The sequence below is a fragment of the Cupriavidus numazuensis genome (assembly GCF_905397435.1).
Lineage (GTDB): Bacteria > Pseudomonadota > Gammaproteobacteria > Burkholderiales > Burkholderiaceae > Cupriavidus > Cupriavidus numazuensis.
In genome coordinates this window covers 21,047-44,758 of the sequence record NZ_CAJPVI010000027.1, presented here as the reverse complement: position 1 = coordinate 44,758, position 23,712 = coordinate 21,047, and the positions used below count along the sequence as shown (strand labels likewise).

General features: G+C 66.0%; 21 protein-coding genes. 4 read left to right on the top strand and 17 right to left on the bottom strand.

All coding sequences use genetic code 11. The features are described from left to right. Nucleotides 1-105: 105 nt before the first annotated feature. The 15 genes from ftsA to coq7 all read right to left on the bottom strand — a co-directional run bounded on the left by ftsA (nt 106) and on the right by coq7 (nt 17,318). The gene (gene ftsA / locus KHO41_RS21110; protein ID WP_011299120.1) at nt 106-1,338 is read right to left on the bottom strand and encodes a cell division protein FtsA; all 1,233 of its coding nucleotides are present in this window, start codon (nt 1,336-1,338) and stop codon (nt 106-108) included. Further along, nucleotides 1,335-2,219, bottom strand: coding sequence for a cell division protein FtsQ/DivIB (locus KHO41_RS21105; protein ID WP_211955244.1), 885 nt, complete (start codon nt 2,217-2,219; stop codon nt 1,335-1,337). The genes ftsA and KHO41_RS21105 overlap by 4 nt, the downstream gene beginning before the upstream one ends. A 33-nt stretch (nt 2,220-2,252) precedes the next feature. Then, on the bottom strand, nt 2,253-3,236 hold the full coding sequence (locus KHO41_RS21100) for a D-alanine--D-alanine ligase (protein ID WP_211955243.1): 984 nt from the start codon (nt 3,234-3,236) through the stop codon (nt 2,253-2,255). After that, nucleotides 3,233-4,660, bottom strand: coding sequence for a UDP-N-acetylmuramate--L-alanine ligase (gene murC / locus KHO41_RS21095; RefSeq protein WP_211955242.1), 1,428 nt, complete (start codon nt 4,658-4,660; stop codon nt 3,233-3,235). The genes KHO41_RS21100 and murC overlap by 4 nt, the downstream gene beginning before the upstream one ends. Nucleotides 4,661-4,683: 23 nt before the next feature. After that, entirely contained in the window at nt 4,684-5,754 is a 1,071-nt protein-coding gene (gene murG, locus KHO41_RS21090; RefSeq protein WP_211955241.1) for an undecaprenyldiphospho-muramoylpentapeptide beta-N-acetylglucosaminyltransferase, read from the bottom strand. Beyond that, on the bottom strand, nt 5,751-6,992 hold the full coding sequence (ftsW, locus tag KHO41_RS21085; protein WP_211955240.1) for a putative lipid II flippase FtsW: 1,242 nt from the start codon (nt 6,990-6,992) through the stop codon (nt 5,751-5,753). Before ftsW ends, murG begins: the two co-directional genes overlap by 4 nt. Beyond that, nucleotides 6,989-8,500 (bottom strand): UDP-N-acetylmuramoyl-L-alanine--D-glutamate ligase, encoded by a 1,512-nt coding sequence (gene murD, locus KHO41_RS21080; RefSeq protein WP_211955239.1) that lies wholly within the window; start codon nt 8,498-8,500, stop codon nt 6,989-6,991. Before murD ends, ftsW begins: the two co-directional genes overlap by 4 nt. A 58-nt stretch (nt 8,501-8,558) precedes the next feature. After that, nucleotides 8,559-9,728 (bottom strand): phospho-N-acetylmuramoyl-pentapeptide-transferase, encoded by a 1,170-nt coding sequence (gene mraY, locus KHO41_RS21075; RefSeq protein ID WP_211955238.1) that lies wholly within the window; start codon nt 9,726-9,728, stop codon nt 8,559-8,561. 14 nt (nt 9,729-9,742) lie between these two features. Beyond that, nucleotides 9,743-11,143 (bottom strand): UDP-N-acetylmuramoyl-tripeptide--D-alanyl-D-alanine ligase, encoded by a 1,401-nt coding sequence (locus KHO41_RS21070; RefSeq protein WP_211955237.1) that lies wholly within the window; start codon nt 11,141-11,143, stop codon nt 9,743-9,745. Continuing rightward, nucleotides 11,140-12,702, bottom strand: a complete 1,563-nt coding sequence (locus KHO41_RS21065; RefSeq protein ID WP_211955311.1) for a UDP-N-acetylmuramoyl-L-alanyl-D-glutamate--2,6-diaminopimelate ligase — start codon at nt 12,700-12,702, stop codon at nt 11,140-11,142. The genes KHO41_RS21070 and KHO41_RS21065 overlap by 4 nt, the downstream gene beginning before the upstream one ends. Continuing rightward, nucleotides 12,699-14,501, bottom strand: coding sequence for a peptidoglycan D,D-transpeptidase FtsI family protein (locus KHO41_RS21060; protein WP_211955236.1), 1,803 nt, complete (start codon nt 14,499-14,501; stop codon nt 12,699-12,701). Before KHO41_RS21060 ends, KHO41_RS21065 begins: the two co-directional genes overlap by 4 nt. Continuing rightward, nucleotides 14,498-14,827 (bottom strand): cell division protein FtsL, encoded by a 330-nt coding sequence (gene ftsL / locus KHO41_RS21055; RefSeq protein ID WP_211955235.1) that lies wholly within the window; start codon nt 14,825-14,827, stop codon nt 14,498-14,500. The genes KHO41_RS21060 and ftsL overlap by 4 nt, the downstream gene beginning before the upstream one ends. Next, nucleotides 14,824-15,822: a 16S rRNA (cytosine(1402)-N(4))-methyltransferase RsmH gene (gene rsmH, locus KHO41_RS21050; protein WP_211955234.1), complete on the bottom strand. Its 999-nt coding sequence runs from the start codon at nt 15,820-15,822 to the stop codon at nt 14,824-14,826. Before rsmH ends, ftsL begins: the two co-directional genes overlap by 4 nt. A 7-nt stretch (nt 15,823-15,829) precedes the next feature. Further along, the gene (gene mraZ / locus KHO41_RS21045) at nt 15,830-16,258 is read right to left on the bottom strand and encodes a division/cell wall cluster transcriptional repressor MraZ (RefSeq protein WP_011299133.1); all 429 of its coding nucleotides are present in this window, start codon (nt 16,256-16,258) and stop codon (nt 15,830-15,832) included. 436 nt (nt 16,259-16,694) lie between these two features. After that, nucleotides 16,695-17,318 (bottom strand): 2-polyprenyl-3-methyl-6-methoxy-1,4-benzoquinone monooxygenase, encoded by a 624-nt coding sequence (gene coq7 / locus KHO41_RS21040; protein WP_211955233.1) that lies wholly within the window; start codon nt 17,316-17,318, stop codon nt 16,695-16,697. Between the two features lie 390 nt (nt 17,319-17,708). Here coq7 and KHO41_RS21035 point away from each other — a divergent pair, with 390 nt between their 5' ends. The 4 genes from KHO41_RS21035 (at nt 17,709) to KHO41_RS21020 (ending at nt 21,096) form a co-directional block, all read left to right on the top strand. Then, nucleotides 17,709-18,869 carry a porin gene (locus KHO41_RS21035; RefSeq protein WP_211955232.1) on the top strand — a complete coding sequence of 387 codons (1,161 nt, stop codon included), beginning with the start codon at nt 17,709-17,711 and terminating at the stop codon, nt 18,867-18,869. A gap of 164 nt (nt 18,870-19,033) precedes the next feature. Beyond that, entirely contained in the window at nt 19,034-20,035 is a 1,002-nt protein-coding gene (locus tag KHO41_RS21030) for a Bug family tripartite tricarboxylate transporter substrate binding protein (protein ID WP_211955231.1), read from the top strand. 108 nt (nt 20,036-20,143) lie between these two features. Next, entirely contained in the window at nt 20,144-20,647 is a 504-nt protein-coding gene (locus KHO41_RS21025; protein ID WP_211955230.1) for a MarR family winged helix-turn-helix transcriptional regulator, read from the top strand. Then, on the top strand, nt 20,644-21,096 hold the full coding sequence (locus KHO41_RS21020; RefSeq protein ID WP_211955229.1) for a hypothetical protein: 453 nt from the start codon (nt 20,644-20,646) through the stop codon (nt 21,094-21,096). Before KHO41_RS21025 ends, KHO41_RS21020 begins: the two co-directional genes overlap by 4 nt. Nucleotides 21,097-21,162: 66 nt before the next feature. Here the strand turns inward: KHO41_RS21020 and KHO41_RS21015 are convergent, their stop codons facing one another. Together KHO41_RS21015 and KHO41_RS21010 are read right to left on the bottom strand one after the other, a co-directional pair. Next, the gene (locus KHO41_RS21015) at nt 21,163-22,845 is read right to left on the bottom strand and encodes a long-chain fatty acid--CoA ligase (protein WP_211955228.1); all 1,683 of its coding nucleotides are present in this window, start codon (nt 22,843-22,845) and stop codon (nt 21,163-21,165) included. Between the two features lie 166 nt (nt 22,846-23,011). Further along, complete coding sequence (locus KHO41_RS21010) at nt 23,012-23,647, bottom strand: TetR/AcrR family transcriptional regulator (protein ID WP_211955227.1); 636 nt, start codon at nt 23,645-23,647, stop codon at nt 23,012-23,014. Nucleotides 23,648-23,712: the final 65 nt, after the last annotated feature.

Genomic DNA, 23,712 nt, shown 5'->3' with positions numbered 1-23,712 from the left:
AGAAACCAATTAAAAGAAATTGTTCACTTCAACGCGCCATCCCTGCCCAGGTAGACAAGAACGACAAGGACAGCGCGACTTTCCTTTTGTCAGACAAGCTTCACGTCAGAAGTTGCCGACAAACCATTCCTTCATGCGACCCCACACCTGCTTGACCGAGCCGCTCTGCACCGCAACCTTTCGTCCGCGCATGCGCTGCACGCGGCCTTCGAGCAGCAGTCCCATCACCGTGGAATAGCGCGGGCTCTTCACCACCTCGTGCAGGTTGCCGCGATACTCGGGCACGCCGACACGAACCGGCTTCAGGAAAATGTCCTCGCCGAGCTCCACCATGCCCGGCATCATCGCCGTGCCGCCCGTGATCACCACGCCCGACGACAGCAGCTCTTCGTAGCCCGACTCGCGCACCACCTGGTGCACCAGCGAATACAGTTCTTCGATACGCGGCTCGATCACCGCCGCCAGCGCCTGGCGCGACAGCGTGCGCGTACCGCGGTCGCCTACGCCGGGCACCTCGATCATGTCTTCCGGATCGGCAATGGCCTGCTTGGCGATGCCGTACTGCACCTTGATGTCCTCGGCATCGGGCGTCGGCGTGCGCAGCGCCATCGCGATGTCGTTGGTGATCTGGTCGCCCGCGATGGGGATCACGGCCGTATGGCGGATCGCGCCTTCGCTGAAGATGGCGATGTCGGTGGTGCCGCCGCCGATGTCGACCAGCACTACGCCGAGTTCCTTCTCGTCCTCGGTCAGCACCGCCAGGCTCGAGGCCAGCGGCTGCAGGATCAGGTCATGCACTTCCAGGCCGCAGCGGCGCACGCACTTGACGATGTTCTGCGCCGCACTGACCGCGCCGGTGACGATATGCACCTTCACTTCCAGCCGGATGCCGCTCATGCCGATCGGCTCGCGCACGTCTTCCTGGCCGTCGATGATGAATTCCTGCGTGAGGATGTGCAGGATCTGCTGGTCGGTCGGGATATTGACCGCCTTGGCGGTCTCGATCACGCGCGCCACGTCGGTTTGCGTGACCTCCTTGTCCTTGATGGCCACCATGCCGCTCGAATTGAAGCTGCGGATATGGCTGCCGGCAATGCCGGTGAACACCTCGGCGATCTTGCAGTCGGCCATCAGCTCGGCCTCTTCAAGCGCCTTCTGGATCGACTGCACGGTGGCCTCGATATTGACCACGACCCCTTTCTTCAGACCCTTGGACTCTGACTGGCCCATCCCGATCACCTCGTAGCTGCCGTCGGGGCGCAGTTCCGCCACCACGGCCGCCACCTTCGAGGTGCCGATGTCGAGACCGACCAGTAGGTCCTTGTATTCCTTGCTCATCGGGTTTTCTCCGCGTTCTTGCTCTTCAGTCGCGTCGGATTGTTAGTGGAAGTACCAGTTACTGTGGATCCCTTGCCTGCCGCCGCCGCCTTCGCCGCCGCAGCTGCCTGCGCGTCGGTCAGGAAGCGGGCATTGGCCGTGCGGATCGCGAACCCGTTCGGGTAGCGCAGGTCCGCGTAGTCGATCTGCTTGCCCCACTGCTCGGTGACCTGCGGCCACGCGGCGACGAAGCGCTTCACGCGCTGTTCCATCGCCGCGCGTTCCTCGTCGTTCTGCTCGCGGCCCAGCTCGACCACCATGCCGTTGGAAAGCTTGGTGCGCCATGCATAGCGGCCGGACAGCGCCACCGACAGCGGTTCGGCCTTGAGCGGCTTGAACCATTCGCGCATGACCTCGAGCTTCTCGATCACGTCGCCTTCGCTGTCGGGCGGGCCGTCGAGCGCCAGCAACTGGGCGTCTTCCTCGGCCTCGGCGGTATTGGCGACGAACACCTCTCCATAGGTGTTGATCAGCCTGCCGCTGTCGGTTGCCCCCCAGGTGCCCAGCGCCTCGTGTTCCTCGACTTCCACCGCCAGCCCGTTTGGCCATTCGCGCCGCACGCTTGCACGCCGCACCCATGGCACCGACTCGAACACCTGCCGTGCCGCGTTCAGGTCCAGCGTGAAGAAATTGCCGGTCAGCTTGCCCAGCGCATTGGACCGCACGCTCGGCGCGTTGACGTGGCGCAGCGCGCCGCCGTCCATCGGCGCCACCACGACATGGGTGATCGCGAACACCGGCCGCTGCGCCAGCCAGAGCAAACCAGCCGCGAGCGCCATCACCGCCACCAGCGCGTAGAGCGCGGAGGCGATCAGGTTGAGCAGGCGAGCGTTATGCCACATGTTGCAGGGTCGTCCGGTATGGTCTTGCCAGGGTTATTCGGGTTTCCAGTGTTCGTTCGGATGCAGGTCCAGCGTTGCAGCGGCCACGACCTGCATCACGAAATCCTCATAGCTGATGCCAGCCGCGCGCGCGGCCATCGGCACGAGCGAATGGCCGGTCATGCCCGGCGAGGTATTCATTTCAAGCAGGAAAGGCTTGCCGTCGGCGCGCAGCATCACGTCCGCACGCGCCCAGCCACGGCAGCCCAGCACGCGGTAGGCCTGCACCGCCAGTTGCTGCACCTCGCGCTCGACTTCAGCACTCAGGCCTGACGGACACAGATATTGGGTATCGTCAGTAAAGTACTTATTTTGATAGTCATAGTTGGCACCCGGCGCAACAATTTGGATCACCGGCAGCGCTTCGGCCGTGGCGCCCTCCCCTACCAGCGGGCAGGTCAGCTCGGCGCCATCGATGAAACTCTCGGCAATGACGTCGTTATCCAGGGCTTCCGCCTTCTCGAATGCTTCGCGCATCTGCGACGCTTCGGTGACCTTGCTCAGGCCGATCGACGAGCCTTCGCGCGCCGGCTTGACGATCAGCGGCAGGCCGAGATCGGCCACGACCGCATCGAAATCCGTATCGGCATACAGCATGGCGAAGCGCGGCGTGGACAGGTCATGCGTCATCCACAGGCGCTTGGTCGCCTGCTTGTCCATGGCCAGCGCCGACGCGAGCACGCCGCTGCCGGTGTAGGGCACGCCGAGCTGCTCGAGCAGACCCTGCATGGTGCCGTCCTCGCCGTAGCGGCCGTGCAGCGCGATGAAGACGCGGTCGAAGCCGGCCGCGGCCAGTTCGGCCACGCTCTGCATCGCCGGGTCAAAGCCGTGCGCATCCACGCCGCGCGACTGCAGCGCGGCCAGCACGCCACTGCCGGACATCAGCGAAATCTCGCGCTCGGCCGAGCGGCCGCCATACAGCACGCCGACCTTGCCCAGCGATTTCGGGTCGATCTTGGGATGGGCGACGAAGCTCATGCCGCACCTCCCGCCTGCAGCGGCTGCTGGTGCGAGACCACCTGTCCCGGCACCGCGCCGATCGAGCCGGCCCCCATGGTCACGACCACATCGCCAGGCCTGGCGGCATTCATGATGGCCTGCGGCATTTCTTCCATCTGCTCCACGAAAACAGGTTCAACCTTGGCTGCCACGCGCAGCGCACGAGTCAGCGCGCGGCCATCGGCCGCGACGATCGGGGCTTCGCCGGCGGCATAGACCTCGGCCAGCAACAGCGCATCAACGGTGCCGAGCACCTTGACGAAATCCTCGAAGCAATCGCGCGTGCGCGTAAAACGGTGCGGCTGGAACGCCAGCACCAGGCGGCGGCCCGGGAACGCGCCGCGCGCGGCGGAGAGCGTCGCAGCCATTTCCACCGGATGGTGGCCGTAGTCGTCGACCAGCGTGAACGTACCGGTGCCGTCCGCAGTGGCCACTTCGCCGTAGCGCTGGAAGCGGCGGCCCACGCCATGGAATTCGCGCAGCGCCTTGACGATGGCGGCGTCCGGCACTTCCAGTTCGGTCGCGATGGCGATCGCGGCCAGCGCGTTCTGCACGTTATGCAGGCCGGGCAGGTTCAGCACCACGTCCAGCGGCGGCTCGGCATGGCCGTTGAGCTGGCGGTGCACGGTGAAATGCATCTGGCCATCGACGGCGCGCGCATTGACCGCGCGGATCTGCGCATCCTCGGCAAAGCCGTAGCGCACCACAGGCTTGGACACGAACGGCAGGATCTCGCGCACGTTCGGATCGTCCACGCACAGCACGGCGATGCCGTAGAACGGCAGGCGCTGCGTGAATTCGATGAACGCCTGCTTGAGCCGCGCAAAGTCGTGCCCGTAGGTGTCCATGTGATCGGCATCGATGTTCGTGATGACTTCGATAACCGGGAACAGATTCAGGAACGAGGCATCGGATTCATCGGCCTCGGCCACGATGAAATCGCCCGTGCCCAGGCGCGCATTGGCGCCGGCGGAATTCAGGCGGCCGCCGATCACGAAGGTCGGGTCCAGCCCGCCCTCGGCCAGCACCGAAGCCACCAGGCTCGTGGTCGTGGTCTTGCCGTGCGTGCCGGCAATGGCGACGCCCTGCTTCAGGCGCATCAGTTCGGCCAGCATCACCGCGCGCGGCACCACCGGGATGCGCTTGCTGCGGGCGGCCAGCACTTCGGGGTTGTCCCCGCTCACGGCCGTGGAAACCACCACGGCGTTCGCACCGGCAATGTTCGCCGCGTCATGCCCGTGCATGACCGTGGCGCCGAGCGAAGCCAGGCGCCGCGTGGCGGCGTTGCTGCCCACGTCGGAACCCGAGACCTTGTAGCCCAGGTTCAGCAGGACCTCCGCGATGCCGCTCATGCCGGCGCCGCCGATGCCTACGAAGTGGATGTTTTTAACGATATGCTTCATTGAGTCACTACATGTATTGGGCTTCAGTCCCTGGCCATCTGGCTGCATACCTCGGCGACGCGCCGGGTTGCCTCAGGCTTGGCCAGTCCGCGCGCCAGGCGCGCCATCTCTTTCAGTTGCGGCCGGTTCAGGCCGGCGATGGTCTTCGCCAGTCCGTCCGCCGTCAGTTCTTGTTGCTGCACAAGCAAGGCTGCGCCCTGCTTGGACAGGAATTCCGCATTGGTCGTCTGGTGATCGTCCACTGCATGCGGGAACGGCACGAATAGCGCCGCCACACCGGCGGCCGCCACTTCCGAGACCGTCATCGCGCCCGCGCGGCAGATCACCAGGTCGGCGTCGGCATACGCCTTCGCCATGTCATCGATAAAAGGCAGGGTCTGAGCAGACACTTGCGCGGCGGCATAGTTCGCACGCAGCGTGTCGATCTGCTTTGCGCCGGCCTGGTGCGTGACCACCGGACGCTGCGCTTCGGGCAGCATGGCGATAGCCTTCGGCACGACGTCGTTGAGCGCCGCGGCGCCCAGGCTGCCGCCGACCACCAGCACGTTCAGCGGGCCCGTGCGCACGTCATAACGCGCCTCCGGCTCCGTCATATGTGCGAGTTCTTCGCGCACCGGGTTGCCGGTCCACTCGCTGTCGGGCAGCGTGTCCGGGAACGCGCACAGCACGCGATCGGCCACCTTGGCGAGCACCTTGTTGGCCAGGCCGGCGATCGAGTTCTGCTCGTGCAGCACCAGCGGCCGCCCGAGCAGCGAGGCCATCATGCCCGCCGGGAACGTGATATAGCCGCCCATGCCCAGCACCACGCTCGGCCGCACGCGGCGCAGCGCGCCGAGGCTCTGCCAGAACGCGCGCAGCAGGTTCAGCGGCAGCAGGAACTTGGTCACCAGGCCCTTGCCACGCAGCCCGCCGAACTGGATGAACTCCATCGGGATGTCGTGCTTGGGCACCAGCGTGGCTTCCATGCCAGTGCGGTTGCCCAGCCAGACGACCTTCCAGCCCTGCTCGCGCAGCGCGTGCGCGACCGCCAGCCCGGGGAATACATGCCCCCCGGTGCCGCCGGCCATCACGAGCAGGGTGCGCTGCTGCGTCATACCTTGCCTCCGCGCATCAGCACACGATTTTCATAGTCGATACGAAGCAGGATCGCCAGCGCCACGCAATTCATCAGGATGCCCGAGCCGCCGTAGCTCACCAGCGGCAGCGTCAGCCCCTTGGTCGGCAGCAGGCCCAGGTTCACGCCCATATTGATAAAGGTCTGCCAGCCGATCCACACGCCGATGCCCTTGGCTACAAGGCCGGCAAACGTGCGGTCGAGTTGCAGCGCGGTACGGCCGATGCCGAACGCACGGCGCACCATCCAGTAGAACAGGATGATGACGACCAGCACGCCCACAAAGCCGAATTCCTCGCCAATCACGGCGAGGATGAAGTCGGTATGCGCTTCGGGCAGGTAGTGCAATTTTTCGATGCTGCCGCCGAGGCCGACGCCGGTCCATTCGCCACGGCCGAAGGCGATCAGCGAGTGCGTAAGCTGGTACGCCTTGCCGAGCGCATTGCTCTCTTCCCACGGATTCAGATACGCGAAGATCCGCTCGCGCCGCCATGGCGATGCCGTGATCAGCAGCGCAAACGCGCCGATCGCCACGCCGACCAGTCCCGCGAACAGCTTGCCGTTGATGCCACCAAGGAACAGGATGCCCATGGCCACCGCGGCGATCACCAGGAACGCGCCCATGTCCGGCTCGAGCAGCAGCAGCATGCCGACCACCACGACCGCCACGCCCATCGGCAGGAAGCCCTTGGACACGGTCTGCATCCACTCCTGCTTGCGCACGGTGTAGTTGGCCGCGTACAGCACCACGGCCAGCTTCATCAGCTCCGATGGCTGGAAATTCATGACGCCCAGCGGAATCCAGCGGCGTGCGCCATTCACGCCCTTGCCGACAAACGGCACCAGCACGATCACCAGCAGCACCAGCGCGATGATGAACAGCTTGGGCGCATAGCGGTCCCACACCTTCACCGGGATCTGGAACGCCGCCAGGCCGACCGACAGCCCGATCAGCAGCGCGAACGCATGGCGGACCAGGAAGTGGCTTTCGCGATAGTTGGCGTAGCGCGGCGAATCCGGCAGCGCGATCGACGCCGAGTAGACCATCACCAGGCCGAGCGCGAGCAGCACGATCGCCACCCACAAGAGGGGCTGGTCGTACTCCATCATGCGCGATCGGGTCGGCTTGACGCCCGACACCGCATCGCGCAGGCCACCCCAGGCATTGCCGATGGTGGCGCCGATGAAACCGCTGCGCTTGACCTGCGAGTCACTCATGGCATGATCCCCCGCGACAGGGCCAGTTCTTCCACCGCCGAGCGGAACACTTCGGCGCGGTGCACGTAGTTACGGAACATGTCGAGGCTGGCGCACGCCGGCGACAGCAGCACGACATCGCCGCCCTCGGCCAGCTCCGCAGCCTTGTTCACGGCTTCTTCAAGCGTGGCGGCATCGACCAGCGACGCGCCGCTGCCCTGCAAGGCATCGCGCAACTCGCCTGCGGCACGGCCGATCAGCACCACCGCGCGCGCGTATTGCGCGACCGGCGCGGCCAGCGGCGAGAAATCCTGGCCCTTGCCTTCGCCGCCGGCGATCAGCACGACGCGCTTGTCCAGGCCCGACAGCGCGGCCACCGTGGCGCCCACGTTGGTGCCCTTGCTGTCGTCGAAATACTCGACTTCATCGATGGTGGCGACCCACTCCACGCGGTGCGGCTCGCCACGGTATTCCCGCAGGCCATGCAGCAGCGCGTTAAGCGGCAAATCGATCGCGCGGCACAGCGCCAGCGCCGCCATGGCGTTGGTGGCGTTGTGCATGCCGCGGATATGCAAAGCGTCGGCCGGCATCAGGCGCTTGTGGCGCACCGGCACGGCTTCCTGCGCGGCGGCATCGGCCTTGCGGCGGCGCGGCTTGCCCTCCCCTTCCGCTTCCGAGTCCGGTTCGGCCAGCACCAGCCACGGCATGCCGCCTTCGCGCAGCACGCCGAAGCTGCCTGGCGTCTCGGGCAGGTCAGTGCCGAAAGTCACTGGGGCGGTGCCCGGGCGGGCCATGTCCATGGTCAGGCGGTCATTGCGGTTCAGCACCTGCACGCAAGCCGTGCCCGCCGGTCCGAAGATGCGCGCCTTCGACGCGGCGTAGGCTTCCATCGAGCCATGCCAGTCGAGATGGTCCTGCGTGACATTGAGCACGGTCGCCGCGTGCGGCGCCAGCGTATGCGTCGTTTCAAGCTGGAAGCTCGACAGCTCCAGCACCCAGACGTCCGGCAGCGTGGCCGAAGCGATGCAGGCCGACAGCTTGTCGAGCGCCGACGGGCTGATATTGCCCGCCACCGCCACGCTCTTGCCCGCGCGCTCGACCAGCCGGCCAGTCAGCGCGGTCGTGGTGGTCTTGCCGTTGGTGCCGGTAATTGCGAGCACCTTCGGCGCATAGCCGGATTCGGCCTGCAGGTGTGCAAGCGCGCGCGCGAACAGTTCGATCTCGCCCCACACGGGGATGCCACGCTGGCGTGCCGCGGCAAGCAGCTCGCCGGTATTCGCCTCCAGCGGCGACAGGCCCGGGCTGATCGCCACCAGGCCGATGCCGTCGAGCAGGCTTTCGGCGAACGGGCCGCCTGCAAACTCGGCCGACATCAGCTCGGCCTGCAGGAAGACAAGGTTGGCAGGCGCCTCGCGCGTGTCGGCCACGCGCACCGCGCAGCCGTTCAGGCCACACCAGCGCGCCATGGCCAGCCCCGATTCGCCGAGGCCCAGTACCAGCACATGAGGTTTTTGCAGCTCGCCAAACACTTCGTATTCCTGCCTTTTGAGTTCAGTAATCCTGTTGTCTATATAGAAAGCGCCCGAATCAGCGCAGCTTCAGCGTGGACAGCCCGATCAGCACCAGCAGCATGGTGATGATCCAGAAGCGCACGGTGACCTGCGTTTCCTTCCAGCCGCTCAGCTCGAAATGGTGGTGCAGCGGCGCCATGCGGAAGAGCCTTCGCCCTTCCCCATAGCGGCGCTTGGTGACCTTGAACCACGTGACCTGCAGCATCACCGACAGGGTTTCCACGACGAAGATGCCGCCCATCACGAACAGCACGATTTCCTGGCGCACGATCACGGCCACGGTGCCAAGCGCGCCGCCGAGTGCCAGTGCGCCGACGTCGCCCATGAACACCTGCGCCGGATGCGCGTTGAACCAGAGGAAGGCCAGCCCCGCGCCCGCCATCGCCGAACAGAAGATCAGTAGTTCGCCCGCACCCGGAATATGCGGGAACAGCAGGTATTTGCTGTAGACCGAACTGCCCATCACATAAGCGAAGGCGCCCAGCGCACCGCCAACCAACACCACCGGCATGATCACCAGGCCATCGAGGCCGTCGGTCAGGTTCACCGCGTTGCTGGAGCCGACGATCACCAGGTAGGTCAGCACGATGAAGCCGGCCACGCCCAGCGGATAGCTGACTTCCTTGAAGAAGGGCACGATCAGGTTGGACTTGTACGGCATGTCCAGCGACAGGCCGCCCTCGACCCAGCTCAGGAACAGGTCCCAGACCCGCACATTGCTGCTCTCCGACACCGAGAACGCCAGGTACACGGCGGCGACCAGGCCAATCAGCGTCTGCCAGAAGAACTTCTCGCGGCTCGACATGCCGCGCGGATCGCGATAGACCACCTTGCGGTAGTCGTCGACCCAGCCAATGGCGCCATAGCCGAGCGTCACCAGCATCACCACCCAGATGAAGCGGTTGCCCCAGTCGCACCACAGCACCGTGGAGATGGCGATCGAAACGAGCACCAGCACGCCGCCCATGGTCGGCGTGCCGGACTTGACCAGATGGGTCTGCGGGCCGATCGTGCGCACGGCCTGACCGACCTTCAGTTCGGTCAGCTTGCGAATGACCCACGGACCGGCGGCGAGGCCGATCACCAGCGCGGTGAGGTTGGCCATCACCGCGCGGAAGGTCAGGTAGTTGACGACCCGCAGGAAGCTGTAATCGTTTTGCAGCCACTGGGCCAGAGCCAATAACATCGTGTTCTACTTATCTAGTGAGCGGGAGTGTCTGCGACCAGCGCAGCCACCATCCGTTCCATGCGCATGAAGCGCGATCCCTTCACCAGCACGGCGCCAGCCTGCGCCACCGTGCCACCTGCGTCTTCCTCCAGCGCCCGGGCGAGATCCTCCGCCAGGGCGAAATGCCTGCCTTGCGCACCGAATGCCTGCACGGCGTGCGTGGCCAGTTCGCCCGTCGCCCACAACGCTTCGATGCCGCGCGTCTGCGCGTAGCCGCCGATCTCCGTGTGGAACGCCGGCCCCTGGTCACCGACCTCGCCCATGTCGCCGATCACCAGCAGGCGCGGCGCGGCAAACCCAGCCAGCACGTCGATCGCGGCGCGCATGGAATCGGGGTTGGCGTTGTAGGTGTCGTCGATCACCACGGTGCCGCCCGGCGTGTGCTTGACCTGCAGGCGGCCCTTGACCGCCTTGAACGCCGCCAGTCCTTCCTGGATGGCCGGCACCTGCACGCCGGCCGCCAGCGCGCACGCGGTGGCCGCGAGCGCATTGCGCACGTTGTGCATGCCAAGCAGGCCGAGACGGACCTCGAACGCGTGGCCGGGCGCGCGGACCTGCATGACCTGCACGCCGTCGACCAGCGCCACGGCCGCATGCACATCGGCCTCGCCCGTGGTGCCAAAGCTGAGCACGCGGCGTGTACCGGCAGCCGTGCGCCAGATGGCGGCGTGCTGGCCGCCGCTTTCTTCGTCGAGCGGGAACACGGCCACGCCATCGGCAGGCAGCGCGGCGATGGCCGCGGCATGCTCGTGGGCGACAGCTTCCACGCTGACCATGAATTCCTGATGTTCGCGCTGCGCATTGGTGACGACTGCCACCGTCGGCTGGGCGATGCCGGCCAGATAGACCGTCTCGCCCGGATGGTTCATGCCGAGTTCGAGCACGGCCAGCCGGTGCGTCGCGCGCAGGCGGAGCACCGTCAGCGGCAGGCCGATATCGTTGTTCAGGTTGCCGCCCGTGGCCAGACGCTGGTCTTCGCCTACCGCCGCGGCGAAGATCGCCGCGATCATTTCCTTGACCGTGGTCTTGCCGTTGCTGCCCGTCACTGCGACGGTCGGGAGCGTGAACTGGCGGCGCCAGCCGGCGCCGAGTTCGCCGAGCGCGATGCGCGTATCCGGCGCGACGATGGCCGGCACGCCGGCATCGACCTCGCGGCTCACCAGTACGGCGACAGCACCGCGCGCCACCACGTCGGCGATGAAATCATGCGCGTCGAAGCGCTCGCCCTTCAGGGCGACGAACAGGTCGCCCGGCTCGACCGTGCGGCTGTCGGTATGCACGCGGGCAAAGCCCTGCGTGCCATCGCCCAAAACACGCGCGCCGGCAATCCAGCCGGCGGCTTCCTGCAAATTCGTCATCTTGGAATCGCTCATGCCGATACCCCCCGCGCGGCGAGGGCCAGGCGTACATGCTCGCGGTCCGAGAACGGCCGCTTGCGGCCATGGGCTTCCTGCGTGGCCTCATGGCCCTTGCCGGCCACCAGCACCACGTCGGCACCGGCCGCGTGCTTGATTGCATAGAGGATCGCGGCAGCGCGGTCCTCGATCTGGCGCCCACGCGCGCGGTCGGCCATGCCGTCGGCAATGGCGTCCAGGATGTCCTGCGGATCCTCGCTGCGCGGGTTGTCGCTGGTCAGCACGACCTCGTCGGCCAGGCGCTCGGCCACGCCGCCCATCAGCGGGCGCTTGATCGGATCGCGGTCGCCGCCACAGCCGAACACGCACCACAGGCGGCCATTGCGCGCCAGGGCAACCGGGCGCAGTGCTTCGAGTGTCTTTTCCAGTGCATCGGGCGTGTGGGCGTAGTCGACCACGGCCAGCGGGCCATCCTGTCCGGCGTGCGCGCCGAACAGTTCCATGCGGCCATCGACGGGCGAGAGCGCGCGCAGCGCGGCGAGCGCCGCATTCCAAGCCACCCCATTGGCCAGCGCCGCGCCCAGCACGGCGAGCAGGTTGCTGACATTGAACGCACCGATCATCGGCGTAGCAACATCGGCGCTGCCGAAGCTGCCATCGATATGGAACGCGGTGCCGGTCGCCGTCGCGCGCACGCCGCTGGCGCGCAGCCATTGGCCACGCGCGCCGCTGATGGAGGCACGCGCCGGACCGTCGATGCCGTACTCGATCACATGCGGCGCCGAGATGGCCGCGCCATTGGACGCCAGCAGGCGCCGACCCATCCCGTCATCGCGGTTGACCACGGCGGTGCGCAGGCCGTCCCAGCGGAACAGGCGCGCCTTGGCGGCCTCGTATTCGGCCATGGTGCCGTGGTAGTCGAGATGGTCCTGCGTCAGGTTGGTCAGCACTGCCACCGAGAAATGCGTGCCGGCCACGCGTTCCTGTTCGAGGCCGTGGGACGACACTTCCATCGCCACCGCGCGCGCGCCGGCATCATGCAGGCTGGCCAGGCTGGCCTGCAGCTGCACGGCATCGGGCGTGGTGAAGCCGGTCGGCTGCAGCGCATCAGGGAAGCCGGTTCCGAGCGTGCCGATCGTCGCGCATGGCGTGCCGGTGGCTTGCAGCAGGCGCGCCAGCCACTGGCTGCACGAAGTCTTGCCATTGGTGCCGGTCATGCCGGTCACGGCCACGCCGCGAGCGGGATTGCCGTACCAGCCCGCGGCAATCGGGCCGGCAAGCTGGTGCAGGTTGTTCAGCGCGAGGTGCGGCACGGCGTCGCCGAAAGGCCAGTCGAAGCCGTCGGCCTCATACAGGATCGCACCGGCACCGGCCGCAATGGCCTGCGCGATATGCGGGCGGCCGTCGGTGGACAGGCGCTCGTTGCCAAGCACGTAGGCCAGGAAGACATCGCCCTGTGCCAGGCGGCGCGTGTCGCCGGTCAACCGGGCACTGGCCGGTACCTTGGTACGCAGCCAGGCCAGCGCGTCGCTGGCCTGTGCGGTGACTTCTAGCGGGAGCAGCGGCTTGGCCGTCATTGCGTCGAGCTCCACGGTTCGCTTTCCTGCACCTTGTCGCTGACCACGAGCTGGCGGATCGGCGAATCGGGCTGGACATTCAGGGCACGCAGCGTGCCGCCGGTGATCGCGGCGAAGACCGGACCGGCCACCGCGCCACCGTAGTGGCTGCCGGCGGTCGGCTCGTCCACGCTGACGGCCACGATCACGCGCGGGTTCGACATCGGCGCCAGGCCGATGAACGACGCGCGGTACTTGCTGCGGTTGTAGCCACGGCCTTCGTGCTTGTACGCGGTACCGGTCTTGCCGCCGACGCGGTAGCCCATCACCTGCGCCTCGGGTGCGGTGCCGCCGGGCGCAGTCACGGTTTCAAGCATGGCGCGCACGTCGCGCGCGACCTGTGGCGACAGGATGCGCTCGCCGGTCACGGGGCCATTGGTACGGAACATCGATACGGGGATGATCTCGCCGTCATGCGCGAAGACCGTGTAGGCGTGCGCCATCTGGAACAGCGACACCGACAGGCCGTAGCCGTACGACATGGTGGCCTGCTCGATCGGGCGCCAGCTCTTGAACGGGCGCACGCGGCCAGCCACGGCACCCGGGAAGCCGATCTTTGGCGCCTGGCCAAGGCCGACGCTGGTGAACATGTCCCACATTTCCTGCGGCTTCATCATCATCGCGATCTTGGTCGTGCCGATATTGCTCGACTTCTGGATCACGCCGCCCACGGTCAGTGCGCCGTAGTTGTGGGTGTCGGTGATGGTGGCGCCTTCGAAGTTGTACTTGCCGGTCGTGACCACCACGGTGGACGGCGTCACGCGCTTGAGCTGCAGCGCGAGGCCGATGGTGATCGGCTTCATCATCGAACCCGGCTCGAAGGTATCGGTCAGCACGCGGTTGCGCAGCTGCTCGCCCGACAGCCGGGTGCGGTCGTTCGGGTTGTAGGTCGGCCAGTTGGCCAGCGCCAGCACTTCACCGGTCTGCGCGTCGAGCACCACCGCGCTGGCCGCCTTGGCCTTGTTGCGCTCGACCACGGCCTTCAGCTCGTTGTAGGCGAGGTACTGGATCTTGGCGTCGATCGACAGCTGCATGTCCTCGCCGTCGCGCGGGGTCTTGAGGATGCCGACGTCCTCGACCACGCGGCCCAGGCGGTCCTTGATCACCTGGCGGGCGCCGGGACGCCCGGCCAGGCCGGCTTCGCGTGCCAGCTCCACGCCTTCCTGGCCGCGGTCTTCCACGTTGGTGAAGCCGACGATGTGCGCCATGGCTTCCCCTTCCGGGTAGAAGCGCTTGTATTCGCGGGTCTGGTGGACGCCCTCGATCTTCAGCGCAGCGATCTTCTCGGCGGCGTCAGGCTGGACCTGGCGCTTCAGGTAGACAAAGCTCTTGTCCTCGGACAGCTTGCGGCCCAGGTCCTTCTCGGACATGTCGAGCAGCTTCGCGAGCTGGCGGATCTTGGCGGCTTCGACCTGGTTCGGCACATCCTCGGGGACGGCCCAGATTGCCTTGACCGGCAGGCTGGTGGCGAGCACCAGGCCGTTGCGGTCCAGGATCTTGCCACGCGTGGCCGGCAGCTCGAGCGTGCGCTGGAAGCGCTTCTTGCCTTCCGCCTCATAGAACTGGTTGCCGGGCCCCTGGATCCACAGCGCGCGCACGGCCAGCGCCACGAATGCCGCGAACATCAGGAACACGACAAACTTGGAGCGCCACATCGGCAGGCGCAGGCCCAGCACGGGGCTGGCCGAGAACTGCCCGGTGCGCGGACGCGAGTTGTTCGGGCGATTGCGCGAGGTGTTGCCGCCGCGTGCCATGGTCATGGACGTTCCTCCCCGGCGGGGGCGGATGCGGCAGCCGCGGGCGCCGGTGCCGCCTGCGGCAGCACGATGCCCGACAGGTACTGGGTCCTGCCCGCCATGATGGGTGCCATGCGCAGCTGGGTGCGCGCCGCGTCGGCAATGCGCGCGCTCTTGCCGAGCGCGCTTTGCTGGTACTGCAACCGCGACCAGTCGACGTCGAGCTGCTTTTCTTCTGCCTGGGCACGCTCCATCGCGACGAACAGCGTGCGTGCCTGGTGCTGCGCGCTCACGAGCGAGAGCGCACAGAAGATGAGTGCCGCAAGCAGGAAAAATGTCAGTCGGTTCATGCCGGCACCGCTCCCCGGCCCGAGGCGGCCGGTGCCAGTTTTTCGGCGACGCGCATCACGGCCGAGCGTGCGCGCGGGTTGTCGGCGACTTCCTGCGCGCCGGGCTTGACGCGGCCCAGCAGGCGCAGCGTTGGTTGCGGCAGGTCGGCCGCGCGCAGCGGCGCGCGGCGCAGCGCGGGATCGGCATCCTGCTGGGGACGGGCGTGCGCCGCCATGAACCGCTTGACGATGCGGTCCTCCAGCGAATGGAAGCTGATCACCACGAGGCGCCCCCCTACCTGCAGCAGGTCATAGGCAGCCTTCAGCCCTCTTTCGAGGTCCTCAAGCTCTTGATTGACGTGAATCCGTAGAGCCTGAAAGGTGCGGGTCGCAGGGTCCTGACCCTTCTCGCGTGTTTTGACGGCTTTCGCCACGAGCGCGGCAAGGTCGGCAGTAGTGGCGAGAGGTCCGCCATCGCCGGGTTCGCGCCGGCGAGCAACAATCGCCTTTGCAATCTGTACAGCAAACCGTTCTTCCCCATAGTCTCGTATCACCCTGGCAATGTCCTGCTCTTCCGCCTGCGCCAGCCACTCGGCGGCAGTGATGCCGCGCGTGGTGTCCATGCGCATGTCCAGCGGGCCCTCGAAACGAAAGGAAAACCCCCTCGCCGCTTCATCGATCTGGGGCGAGCTGATCCCCAGGTCGAGCAGCACGCCGGCCACATGGCCGCGCCCGGCCAGGCGCTCGCCCATGGCCGCAAAGCTCTCGTGCTCAATGGAGAAGCGGGCATCCTGGATGGTGCCCGCTTCTGCGATTGCTGCTGGGTCCTTGTCGAACGCGACGAGGGCCCCGTCTGGCCCCAGCCGGGCCAGAATTGCCCGACTGTGCCCTCCCCTGCCGAAGGTGCCGTCCACGTAAACACCGTCCGGCCGCCAGACCAATGCCTCGACGGCCTCGTCCAGCAGCACGGTGCGATGGCGCAGGGCGGGGGTTGCCGGCGATCCGGTAGGACTCATGACCTCGTCAGAAAGAGAAATTCTTCAATGCTTCCGGCATGCCTTGCGCCATCGCCTGCTGTTCCTTGGCGGCGTATGTCGCGGCATCCCAGACTTCGAAATGGCTGCCCATGCCGAGCAGCATGACTTCCTTGTCGAGCATGGCGGCACCGCGCAGCTCCGGTGCAATCAGCACGCGGCCTGCGCCGTCCATTTCCACGTCGGCAGCGTTGCCCAGGAAGATGCGTTTCCACCAGTGCGCATCCATCGGCAGCGCCGCAATTCTTTGCCGGAAGCTTTCCCACTCGGGCCTGGGAAACAGCAGCAGGCAGCCGTCCGGGTGCTTGGTCAGCGTCACCCGGCCCTCGGCCTGCTGTTGCAGCGCTTCGCGGTGCCGCGACGGAATCGACATCCGCCCCTTGGCATCCAGCGAGAGCGCCGATGCTCCCTGAAACAAGCTTGCTCCCGGTCCGGCCGGCTACTGGCTGCCGGCATGTGCGTGAATCGCTGCATCCCGACTTGCGGGATCATCCCACGGTACGGGTCCAATTTCACACAAAAATACACTTCCTCACACTATTTCCCACTTTAGAGGAAGCAATTTCGCGGGTCAAGGCTCGCTGCAGGGCAACAAACCGGGATTTTCGAATCAGAACAAAGACTTAGCGCGCATACCTCCACGCACCGTAAACGTGAATCCTTAATGAAATGAAGATCTTAGGGAGCAAAGCAGAGAAACCACCTGAGAACCGCTGGGGGAGGGACTGCCGAAATCGCGGGAAAGACCGGCCCGCGACCGTGGGGAAGGATACAACATTTGCCAGACATGGCCGGCGAAACGGGCCCTGCGCAGAGCGCGATGCGGAGCCCGTGGCAGGCCCCGCTGCGCAAGCTCAGATCCGGTACGCGGCGGTCGTCATGACGCGGGACGCGCCGCGCATCAGCGCGCGCACCGGCGCGGGCAGCGGCACGCCACCGGCAGCGCGTGCGGCATCGCCATGGCGGATCTCGTCATCGCGCATCTGTTCCAGGATGGCGCGCGAGCGGCCGTCGGCCGCGGGCAGCTGGTCGAGGTGGCCGCTCAGGTGCTGCTCGACCTGGTGCTCGGTTTCCGCGACGAAGCCGAGGCTGACCTTGTCGCCGGCGCGGCCGGCCAGGAAACCGATCGCGAAAGCGCCCGCATACCAAAGCGGGTTCAGCAGGCTCGGCCGCGAATCCAGTTCGCGCAGTCGTTCGGCGCACCAGGCCAGGTGGTCTTCCTCTTCGCGCGCAGCGGTGTCCATCTGGGTCCGCACCTCGTCATTGCGCGCGGTGAGCTTCTGCGCCTGGTAGAGAGCCTGCGCGCAGACCTCGCCGACATGGTTGATGCGCATCAGTCCGGCCACGTGGCGGCGCTCGGCCTGCTCGAGTTGCCCGTCGTCCGGCGCAAGCCGGTCAGCGGGGTTGGCCCGGCCCGAGCGCGTGGCGCCGGCAATGGCGCGCAATGCCATGTCGAATTCGCGGATGAAAGTGTCCATGCGATGCGGGAAAGCGAAAAGACCAGTGAAAGGAAAAGGCAATTGGGAAATAGGCCTGAAATCCCCGGCCTGGTGCAGATATACCCCTGCCAAAGCAGGGGTAACTTGCCGCCATGGCAAAACCGCCGAAGACATCGGGATTACCCGCATTGTAGCAAGGCTCTAAACCCCGCTGTCCCATGCCAGGCCTAGCAATTTACTCTCGGGTACAAGAAAACCCTGAGTTGTTAAAAGCAGACAACGGGGTTGGCCGCAGATAGTGAATTTAAGGTTGTTTGTTACAGTACTTCGCAGCTTCTTAGCAACGCAGGAAGTCTGGCAGTGAGGAATGGAGATCAGGAGGTTCTCTCACTCGCCACATAACAATTCATTAAGTGGAGATCGTTGAGCATGAAGAAATCGCTTATCGCGCTGGCAGCACTGGGCGCGTTTGCAGGTGCGGCACAAGCACAATCGAGCGTGACGCTTTACGGTGTGGTCGACGCCAACATCGAATACGTCAATAACGTTGGCACCGTCCCCGTCGGCCCCGCCTTTAATCGCGGCACGGCCCATTCCGTGACCCGCATGGATGCCGGTGGCCTGTCCGGCTCGCGCTGGGGCTTGCGCGGCACCGAAGATCTGGGCGGCGGCCTGAAGGCCGTGTTCGTGCTCGAAAGCGGCTTCAGCAGCGACAGCGGCGGCCTGCAGCAAAGCGGCCGTCTGTTTGGTCGTCAGTCCTTCGTGGGCCTGCAGAGCGACAGCGTCGGGCAGGTCAGCTTCGGCCGCCAGTACGTCTCGATGTTCGACGCTCTGGCCAACTTCTCGCCGACCGCGTACGCCACGCAGTACGAACCTGTCGTGCTGCAGCAAGGCCCGAACTACCGCGAAGACAACACCATCAAGTACACGGGCAAGTTTGGTCCGATCACGGCGGGTGCCCACTGGTCGTTCGGTACTGGCGTAGCCCTGCCGGCAACGGCTGGCGTGGCAACCCCGATTGGCGGCAACGGCGAAGTCCCGGGTGCGTTCCGTCGCGATACGGGCTACGGCGCGGCCGTGGCCTACGCCGCGGGCCCGTTCGGCGCAATGGTTGGCTATGACCAGTGGAACCCGACCATCGGTACCGGCAACGGCACCGTGAAGAAGGCTTCGGTCGCAGGTAGCTATTCGTTTGGCCCGGCCAAGATCATGGGTGGCTACCGTTGGGGCCAGCAGAAGAACGCTGCCGACGTGCTGATCCAGCGCGACGACTTCTACTGGATCGGTGCCAACTACCAGGTCACCCCGGCCGTGGGCCTCACGCTGGAATACAACTACGACAACGTCAAGAGCCTGTTCGGCGACACGCACGTTGCCAACCCGTGGCAGGTCGCCTTCATCGCGACCTACTCGTTCTCCAAGCGTACCGATGTCTACCTGAGCACGGCCTACGCCAAGAACGCCGGCCTGACGATGGAATCGCTGGCGACCACGTACGCCACCAGCCTTTCGCTGGGCAACAGCTATGCGCTGGCCAATGGCCAGAGCTCGATGTTCGGTGCCTCGATCGGTATCCGCCACAAGTTCTGAGCGTATTTCGCCTGAACCGCAAAGGCACCTTCGGGTGCCTTTTTCTTTGGCATGGCGCATGTGCGGTCATAGGGCATCACCTCATCGGCGTCCACGCGGGTGGCTACTAGAATGCACTGACCCATCCACAGGCCGGCCTTGCCCGGACATTTCAGGAGACCCGCATGCCATCCCATCGCCGGCACGTCGTCGCACTGCTGTTGTCCGGTAGTCTCGCCGCATTACTGAGCCAGCCGGTCCTGGCGGCGGATCCCTATCCGAACAAGCCGATCCGGCTCGTGGTGCCGTTCGCGGCCGGCGGCACGACCGATATCCTGGCGCGCGCCGTGGCGGCCGAGCTCGCGAAGCTGCCTGGCTGGAACATGGTGGTGGACAACAAGCCCGGCGCCGGCGGCAATATCGGCGCGGACATCGTGGCCAAGTCCGCGCCGGACGGCTATACGCTGCTGATGGGCACGGTCGGCACGCACGGCATCAACCAGTCGCTGTACGGCAAGCTGCCATTTGACCCGATCAAGGACTTCGCACCGATTACCGAAGTCGCCGCGGTGCCCAATGTGCTGGTCATCAACCCGGCCTTCGCGCAGCAGAACAAGATCAGCAACGTCCGCGACCTGATCGCCTATGCGCGCGCCAACCCGGGCAAGCTCAACATGGCGTCGAGCGGCAACGGTACGTCGATCCACCTGGCCGGCGAACTCTTCAAGACGCAGACACGCACGTATATGGTCCACTTCCCGTACAAGGGCAGCGGACCCGCGCTGACGGACCTGACGGGCGGCACCATGCAGGTCATGTTCGACAACCTGCCGTCGTCCATGGCGCTGATCAAGGCCGGCAAGCTCAAGGCGCTGGCGGTGACCAGCGCGAAGCCGTCGCCGGCCCTGCCCGACGTGCCGACCATCGCGGCCGCCGCGAACCTGCCCAGCTACGAGGCCAGTTCCTGGTTTGGCCTGCTGGCGCCGGCCGGCACGCCACCAGACATCATCAACCGCCTGCAGCACGAGGTGGCCAAGGCGCTGGGCTCGCCCGCCGTGCGCGAGCGCCTGCAGGCCCAGGGCGCGGAACCGGTCGGCAACACGCCGGAGCAGTTCGCCGCACTGATCCGTTCGGAAACCGCCAAGTGGGCCCAGGTGGTCAAGGCGTCGGGCGCCAAGGTCGACTGAACGGGCCAGACAGCGGCCCGAACCGGCCAACCGGCATATACTTGAGGCATCAAATGTCTGGACCACCCGCCAATGGCGGGCGGCCCGGCCGCATAACTGTTCATCCCGATGCCCAATCCCTCCACCGCCGGCAACAATGATGCCGCCCCGGTCGACCTTGAAACCCGTGCCGGCGACACCGAGCACGAGGCGCTGCGCCTGTGGCTGCGGCTGCTGACCTGTACCAACCTCGTCGAGGCCGACATCCGCAGTCGGCTGCGCCAGGACTTCGCCTGCACGCTGCCGCGCTTCGACCTTCTGTCCCAGCTTGACCGCCATCCCGAAGGCCTGAAGATGGGCGAGCTGTCGCGCCGCATGATGGTGACCGGCGGCAACGTCACCGGCATTACCGACCAGCTCCAGCAGGAAGGACTGGTCTCGCGCGAGGCCCTGCCGACCGACCGTCGCGCTTACCTGATCCGGCTTACGCCCGCGGGACGCGAGGCGTTCTCGCGCATGGCACGCGCGCATGAGGACTGGATCGAGCAACTGTTCTCGGGCCTGGCCGATACCGACCGCCGCGCCCTGTTCCGACTGCTTGGCCGGCTCAAGGCCGGGCTGACTGCACCATGAAGACGACCTACACACTGGTTTTGGCCGCGTTGCTGGCCACCGTTGCCGGCTGCAATACCGCGCCGCCGGCGCCGCAAGTTACGCCGCTGAACGCCACGATCAAGCTCGGCCGCGTCACCGAAAAGACGTTCCTGACGCGCATCGACGTCGCGACCGATAGCGGCGGCTACGGCAACTATGGCGGCGTCGGGGTCGGCGCCGTGGGCGGCAGCGGCGGGGGCGGAGGCGGCGTGGGGGTCGGGTTCTCGTTCGATCTTTCGCGCCTGTTCAACCGGCCACCGCCGCCGCAGCAGATCGACCTGTTCCAGTACAAGGTGCGCACCATCGACGGCACGATCGCCTCGGTCAACGCGCCCGCCGCGCCTGGTCTGGAGCCAGGTGCCTGCGTGCGGCTGATCTACGTCGATGGCAGCAGCGATGCCCGGCTGGCGCCATCGAACGAGTGTTGAACGAAGCGCGCAAAGCAAAACGGCCTCCCGAGCGGGAGGCCGTTTTGCTTGAGCCGTGCCAGGCGATCAGGCAGCCTGACGCGTATCGCGCAGCTCGCGCCGCAGGATCTTGCCGACATTGGTCTTCGGCAGTTCGGTACGGAACTCCACATACTTGGGCCGCTTGTAGCCGGTGAGCCGCTCCTTGCAGAATTCGATCACGTCGGCTTCGGTGAGCGCCGGATCCTTCTTCACGACGTAAAGCTTCACCACCTCGCCCGAATGCGTGTCGGGCACGCCAACGGCGGCTACTTCCAGCACGCCCGGGCATTCGGCGGCGACACCTTCGATCTCGTTCGGATAGACGTTGAAGCCCGACACCAGGATCATGTCCTTCTTGCGGTCGACGATCTTGGTGTAGCCACGCTCGTCCATCACGCCGATATCGCCGGTCTTGAAGAAGCCGTCTGGCGTCATGACCTTGGCGGTCTCGTCCGGACGGTTCCAGTAGCCGGCCATCACCTGCGGGCCGCGGATGCAGATCTCGCCGGGCTGGCCCAGCGGCACGTCGCCGCCGTCGTCGTCGCGGATGGCGATGTCGGTCGACGGCAGCGGCAGGCCGATGGTGCCCGAGAACGCGTTGCTGTCGGTCGGGTTGCAAGTCGCCGACGGCGAAGTCTCGGACAGGCCATAGCCTTCGATGATCGGGCACCCGGTCTTGGCGAGCCACTGCTTGGCCACCGCTTCCTGCACCGCCATGCCGCCGCCGTTGGCCACGCGCAGGCCCGAGAAATCGACCTTGCCGATTTCCGGATTGTTGATCAGCGCGTTGTACAGCGTGTTGACCGCCGGGAACATGTGGAACTTGTACTTCTGCAGTTCCTTGATAAAGCCCGGGATATCGCGCGGGTTCGGGATCAACACGCTCATGCCGCCATTGCGCATGCCAAGCAGGCAGCAGACCGTCAGCGCGAAGATGTGGTACAGCGGCAGCGCCGTGATTGTGACGACCTGCTCGATCGGCGCGCCCTTGTTCAGCGCCGGTTGCATCCACGCTTCGGACTGCAGCACGTTGGAGACGACGTTCCGATGCAGCAGCACCGCACCCTTCGAAACGCCGGTGGTGCCGCCCGTGTACTGCAGGAACGCGACGTCGTCAGGCCCCGTGGTGGCCGGCTGCAGCGTGAGCTTGCGCCCTTCTGCCAGCACGGCGTTGAAGCGCACGCAGTTGGGCAGCTCCCACTCCGGCACCATCTTCTTGACGTTGCGCACCACGAAATTGACGATGGCACCCTTGAGCCCGCCAAGCAGGTCGCCCATGCTCGCGACCACCACATGCTTGACTGGCGTCCGTGCCAGCACCTGCTGCAGCGTGGTGGCGAAATTCTCGAGGATGACGATGGCCTCGGCGCCGCTGTCCTTGAGCTGGTGCTCAAGCTCGCGCGGGGTGTAGAGCGGGTTGACGTTGACGACGACAAACCCGGCGCGCAGCACCGCGGCCAGCACCACCGGGTATTGCAGCACGTTCGGCATCATGATCGCCACGCGCGCACCGGGGCGCAGGCCGCGCGACTGCAGCCACGCGGCAAAGTGCGCCGACATGCGGTCCAGCTCGCCGTAGGTGATGGCCTTGTCCATGCAGACGAAGGCGCGGCGGTCGGCATAGGTGCGGAAGGAATGCTCGAGCAGCTGCGCAAGCGAGCGAAACTGGCTGGCATCGATCTCGGCGGGCACGCCGGCCGGGTAGTGTTTCAGCCAAAACCTGTCCATGACACCGTCTCCTGATTTCTGAATGGTCGTTCGATTTTTCGGGAATGCTAAACGCCAGCCCGCGTGAAAACAACACGTTAGACGAAGTCCTCAGGGGAAAGACCGGTCCCCAGGCGCATTATGCGCCACGGGCGCAGCACCGGCCACGGGATAACCCCGAGCCCGCTCAGGCTGGCAGCACCAGCTTCATCATGTTGGAGGCGAGCTCCTGCGCGAGCGCCTCGGGTTCCATGCGGCCCGGCTGGTGCCACGTGTACATGAAGCCGACCACGCTGCCGATCGAATGGGCCGCGACGCGCGCATCGCCAAACGCGAACACGCCTTCGCGCTTGCCTTCCTCGAGCAGCGCATACAGGTCGCGATAGAAATCGCGCGCCATGCTGTCGAGCCAGGCCACGGTTTCGGGCTTCAGGTACTGGTTGTCGCGGAAGCTCAGCGTGGCCGCCACGTGGCACGACACGCAGCGGCGCGCCATTTCGAGCAGGCATGTATGCAGCCGTTCGCGCACGGGCAGCGACGGATCGGCCGTCTCGCGGATCACAGGAAGGCAGGTCTGCGCCGATTCGCGGCACAGGATGTCGAAGATCTCGTACTTGTCGGTGAAGTAGTAGTAGACGGCCGGCTTGGTCACGCCCAGCGCGCGGCACAGGTCATTCATGGTCATGCCGGGATAGCCCTTGGTGTAGAAGAGCTGCGCGGCCGCATCCAGGATCTGGCGGCGGCGCGCTTCCTGGCGCTCGGCAATATGCGGACGGGCCGGCGCTTCCTCGGCCTCCGCTGCGGATTTCGGTGCAATCGACATGTCGCAATTCTCGCATGGGGCCGGAACCTCGCCATCGGGGCGCACCCAGCCCACATTCGGGGGGC

Bases quoted from the DNA above. Each gene is read 5' to 3' on its own strand.
- ftsA (WP_011299120.1), bottom strand. From the start codon at position 1,338: ATGAGCAAGGAATACAAGGACCTACTGGTCGGTCTCGACATCGGCACC.
- KHO41_RS21105 (WP_211955244.1), bottom strand. From the start codon at position 2,219: ATGTGGCATAACGCTCGCCTGCTCAACCTGATCGCCTCCGCGCTCTAC.
- KHO41_RS21100 (WP_211955243.1), bottom strand. From the start codon at position 3,236: ATGAGCTTCGTCGCCCATCCCAAGATCGACCCGAAATCGCTGGGCAAG.
- murC (WP_211955242.1), bottom strand. From the start codon at position 4,660: ATGAAGCATATCGTTAAAAACATCCACTTCGTAGGCATCGGCGGCGCC.
- murG (WP_211955241.1), bottom strand. From the start codon at position 5,754: ATGACGCAGCAGCGCACCCTGCTCGTGATGGCCGGCGGCACCGGGGGG.
- ftsW (WP_211955240.1), bottom strand. From the start codon at position 6,992: ATGAGTGACTCGCAGGTCAAGCGCAGCGGTTTCATCGGCGCCACCATC.
- mraY (WP_211955238.1), bottom strand. From the start codon at position 9,728: ATGTTATTGGCTCTGGCCCAGTGGCTGCAAAACGATTACAGCTTCCTG.
- KHO41_RS21070 (WP_211955237.1), bottom strand. From the start codon at position 11,143: ATGAGCGATTCCAAGATGACGAATTTGCAGGAAGCCGCCGGCTGGATT.
- KHO41_RS21065 (WP_211955311.1), bottom strand. From the start codon at position 12,702: ATGACGGCCAAGCCGCTGCTCCCGCTAGAAGTCACCGCACAGGCCAGC.
- KHO41_RS21060 (WP_211955236.1), bottom strand. From the start codon at position 14,501: ATGACCATGGCACGCGGCGGCAACACCTCGCGCAATCGCCCGAACAAC.
- ftsL (WP_211955235.1), bottom strand. From the start codon at position 14,827: ATGAACCGACTGACATTTTTCCTGCTTGCGGCACTCATCTTCTGTGCG.
- rsmH (WP_211955234.1), bottom strand. From the start codon at position 15,822: ATGAGTCCTACCGGATCGCCGGCAACCCCCGCCCTGCGCCATCGCACC.
- coq7 (WP_211955233.1), bottom strand. From the start codon at position 17,318: ATGGACACTTTCATCCGCGAATTCGACATGGCATTGCGCGCCATTGCC.
- KHO41_RS21035 (WP_211955232.1), top strand. From the start codon at position 17,709: ATGAAGAAATCGCTTATCGCGCTGGCAGCACTGGGCGCGTTTGCAGGT.
- KHO41_RS21030 (WP_211955231.1), top strand. From the start codon at position 19,034: ATGCCATCCCATCGCCGGCACGTCGTCGCACTGCTGTTGTCCGGTAGT.
- KHO41_RS21025 (WP_211955230.1), top strand. From the start codon at position 20,144: ATGCCCAATCCCTCCACCGCCGGCAACAATGATGCCGCCCCGGTCGAC.
- KHO41_RS21020 (WP_211955229.1), top strand. From the start codon at position 20,644: ATGAAGACGACCTACACACTGGTTTTGGCCGCGTTGCTGGCCACCGTT.
- KHO41_RS21015 (WP_211955228.1), bottom strand. From the start codon at position 22,845: ATGGACAGGTTTTGGCTGAAACACTACCCGGCCGGCGTGCCCGCCGAG.
- KHO41_RS21010 (WP_211955227.1), bottom strand. From the start codon at position 23,647: ATGTCGATTGCACCGAAATCCGCAGCGGAGGCCGAGGAAGCGCCGGCC.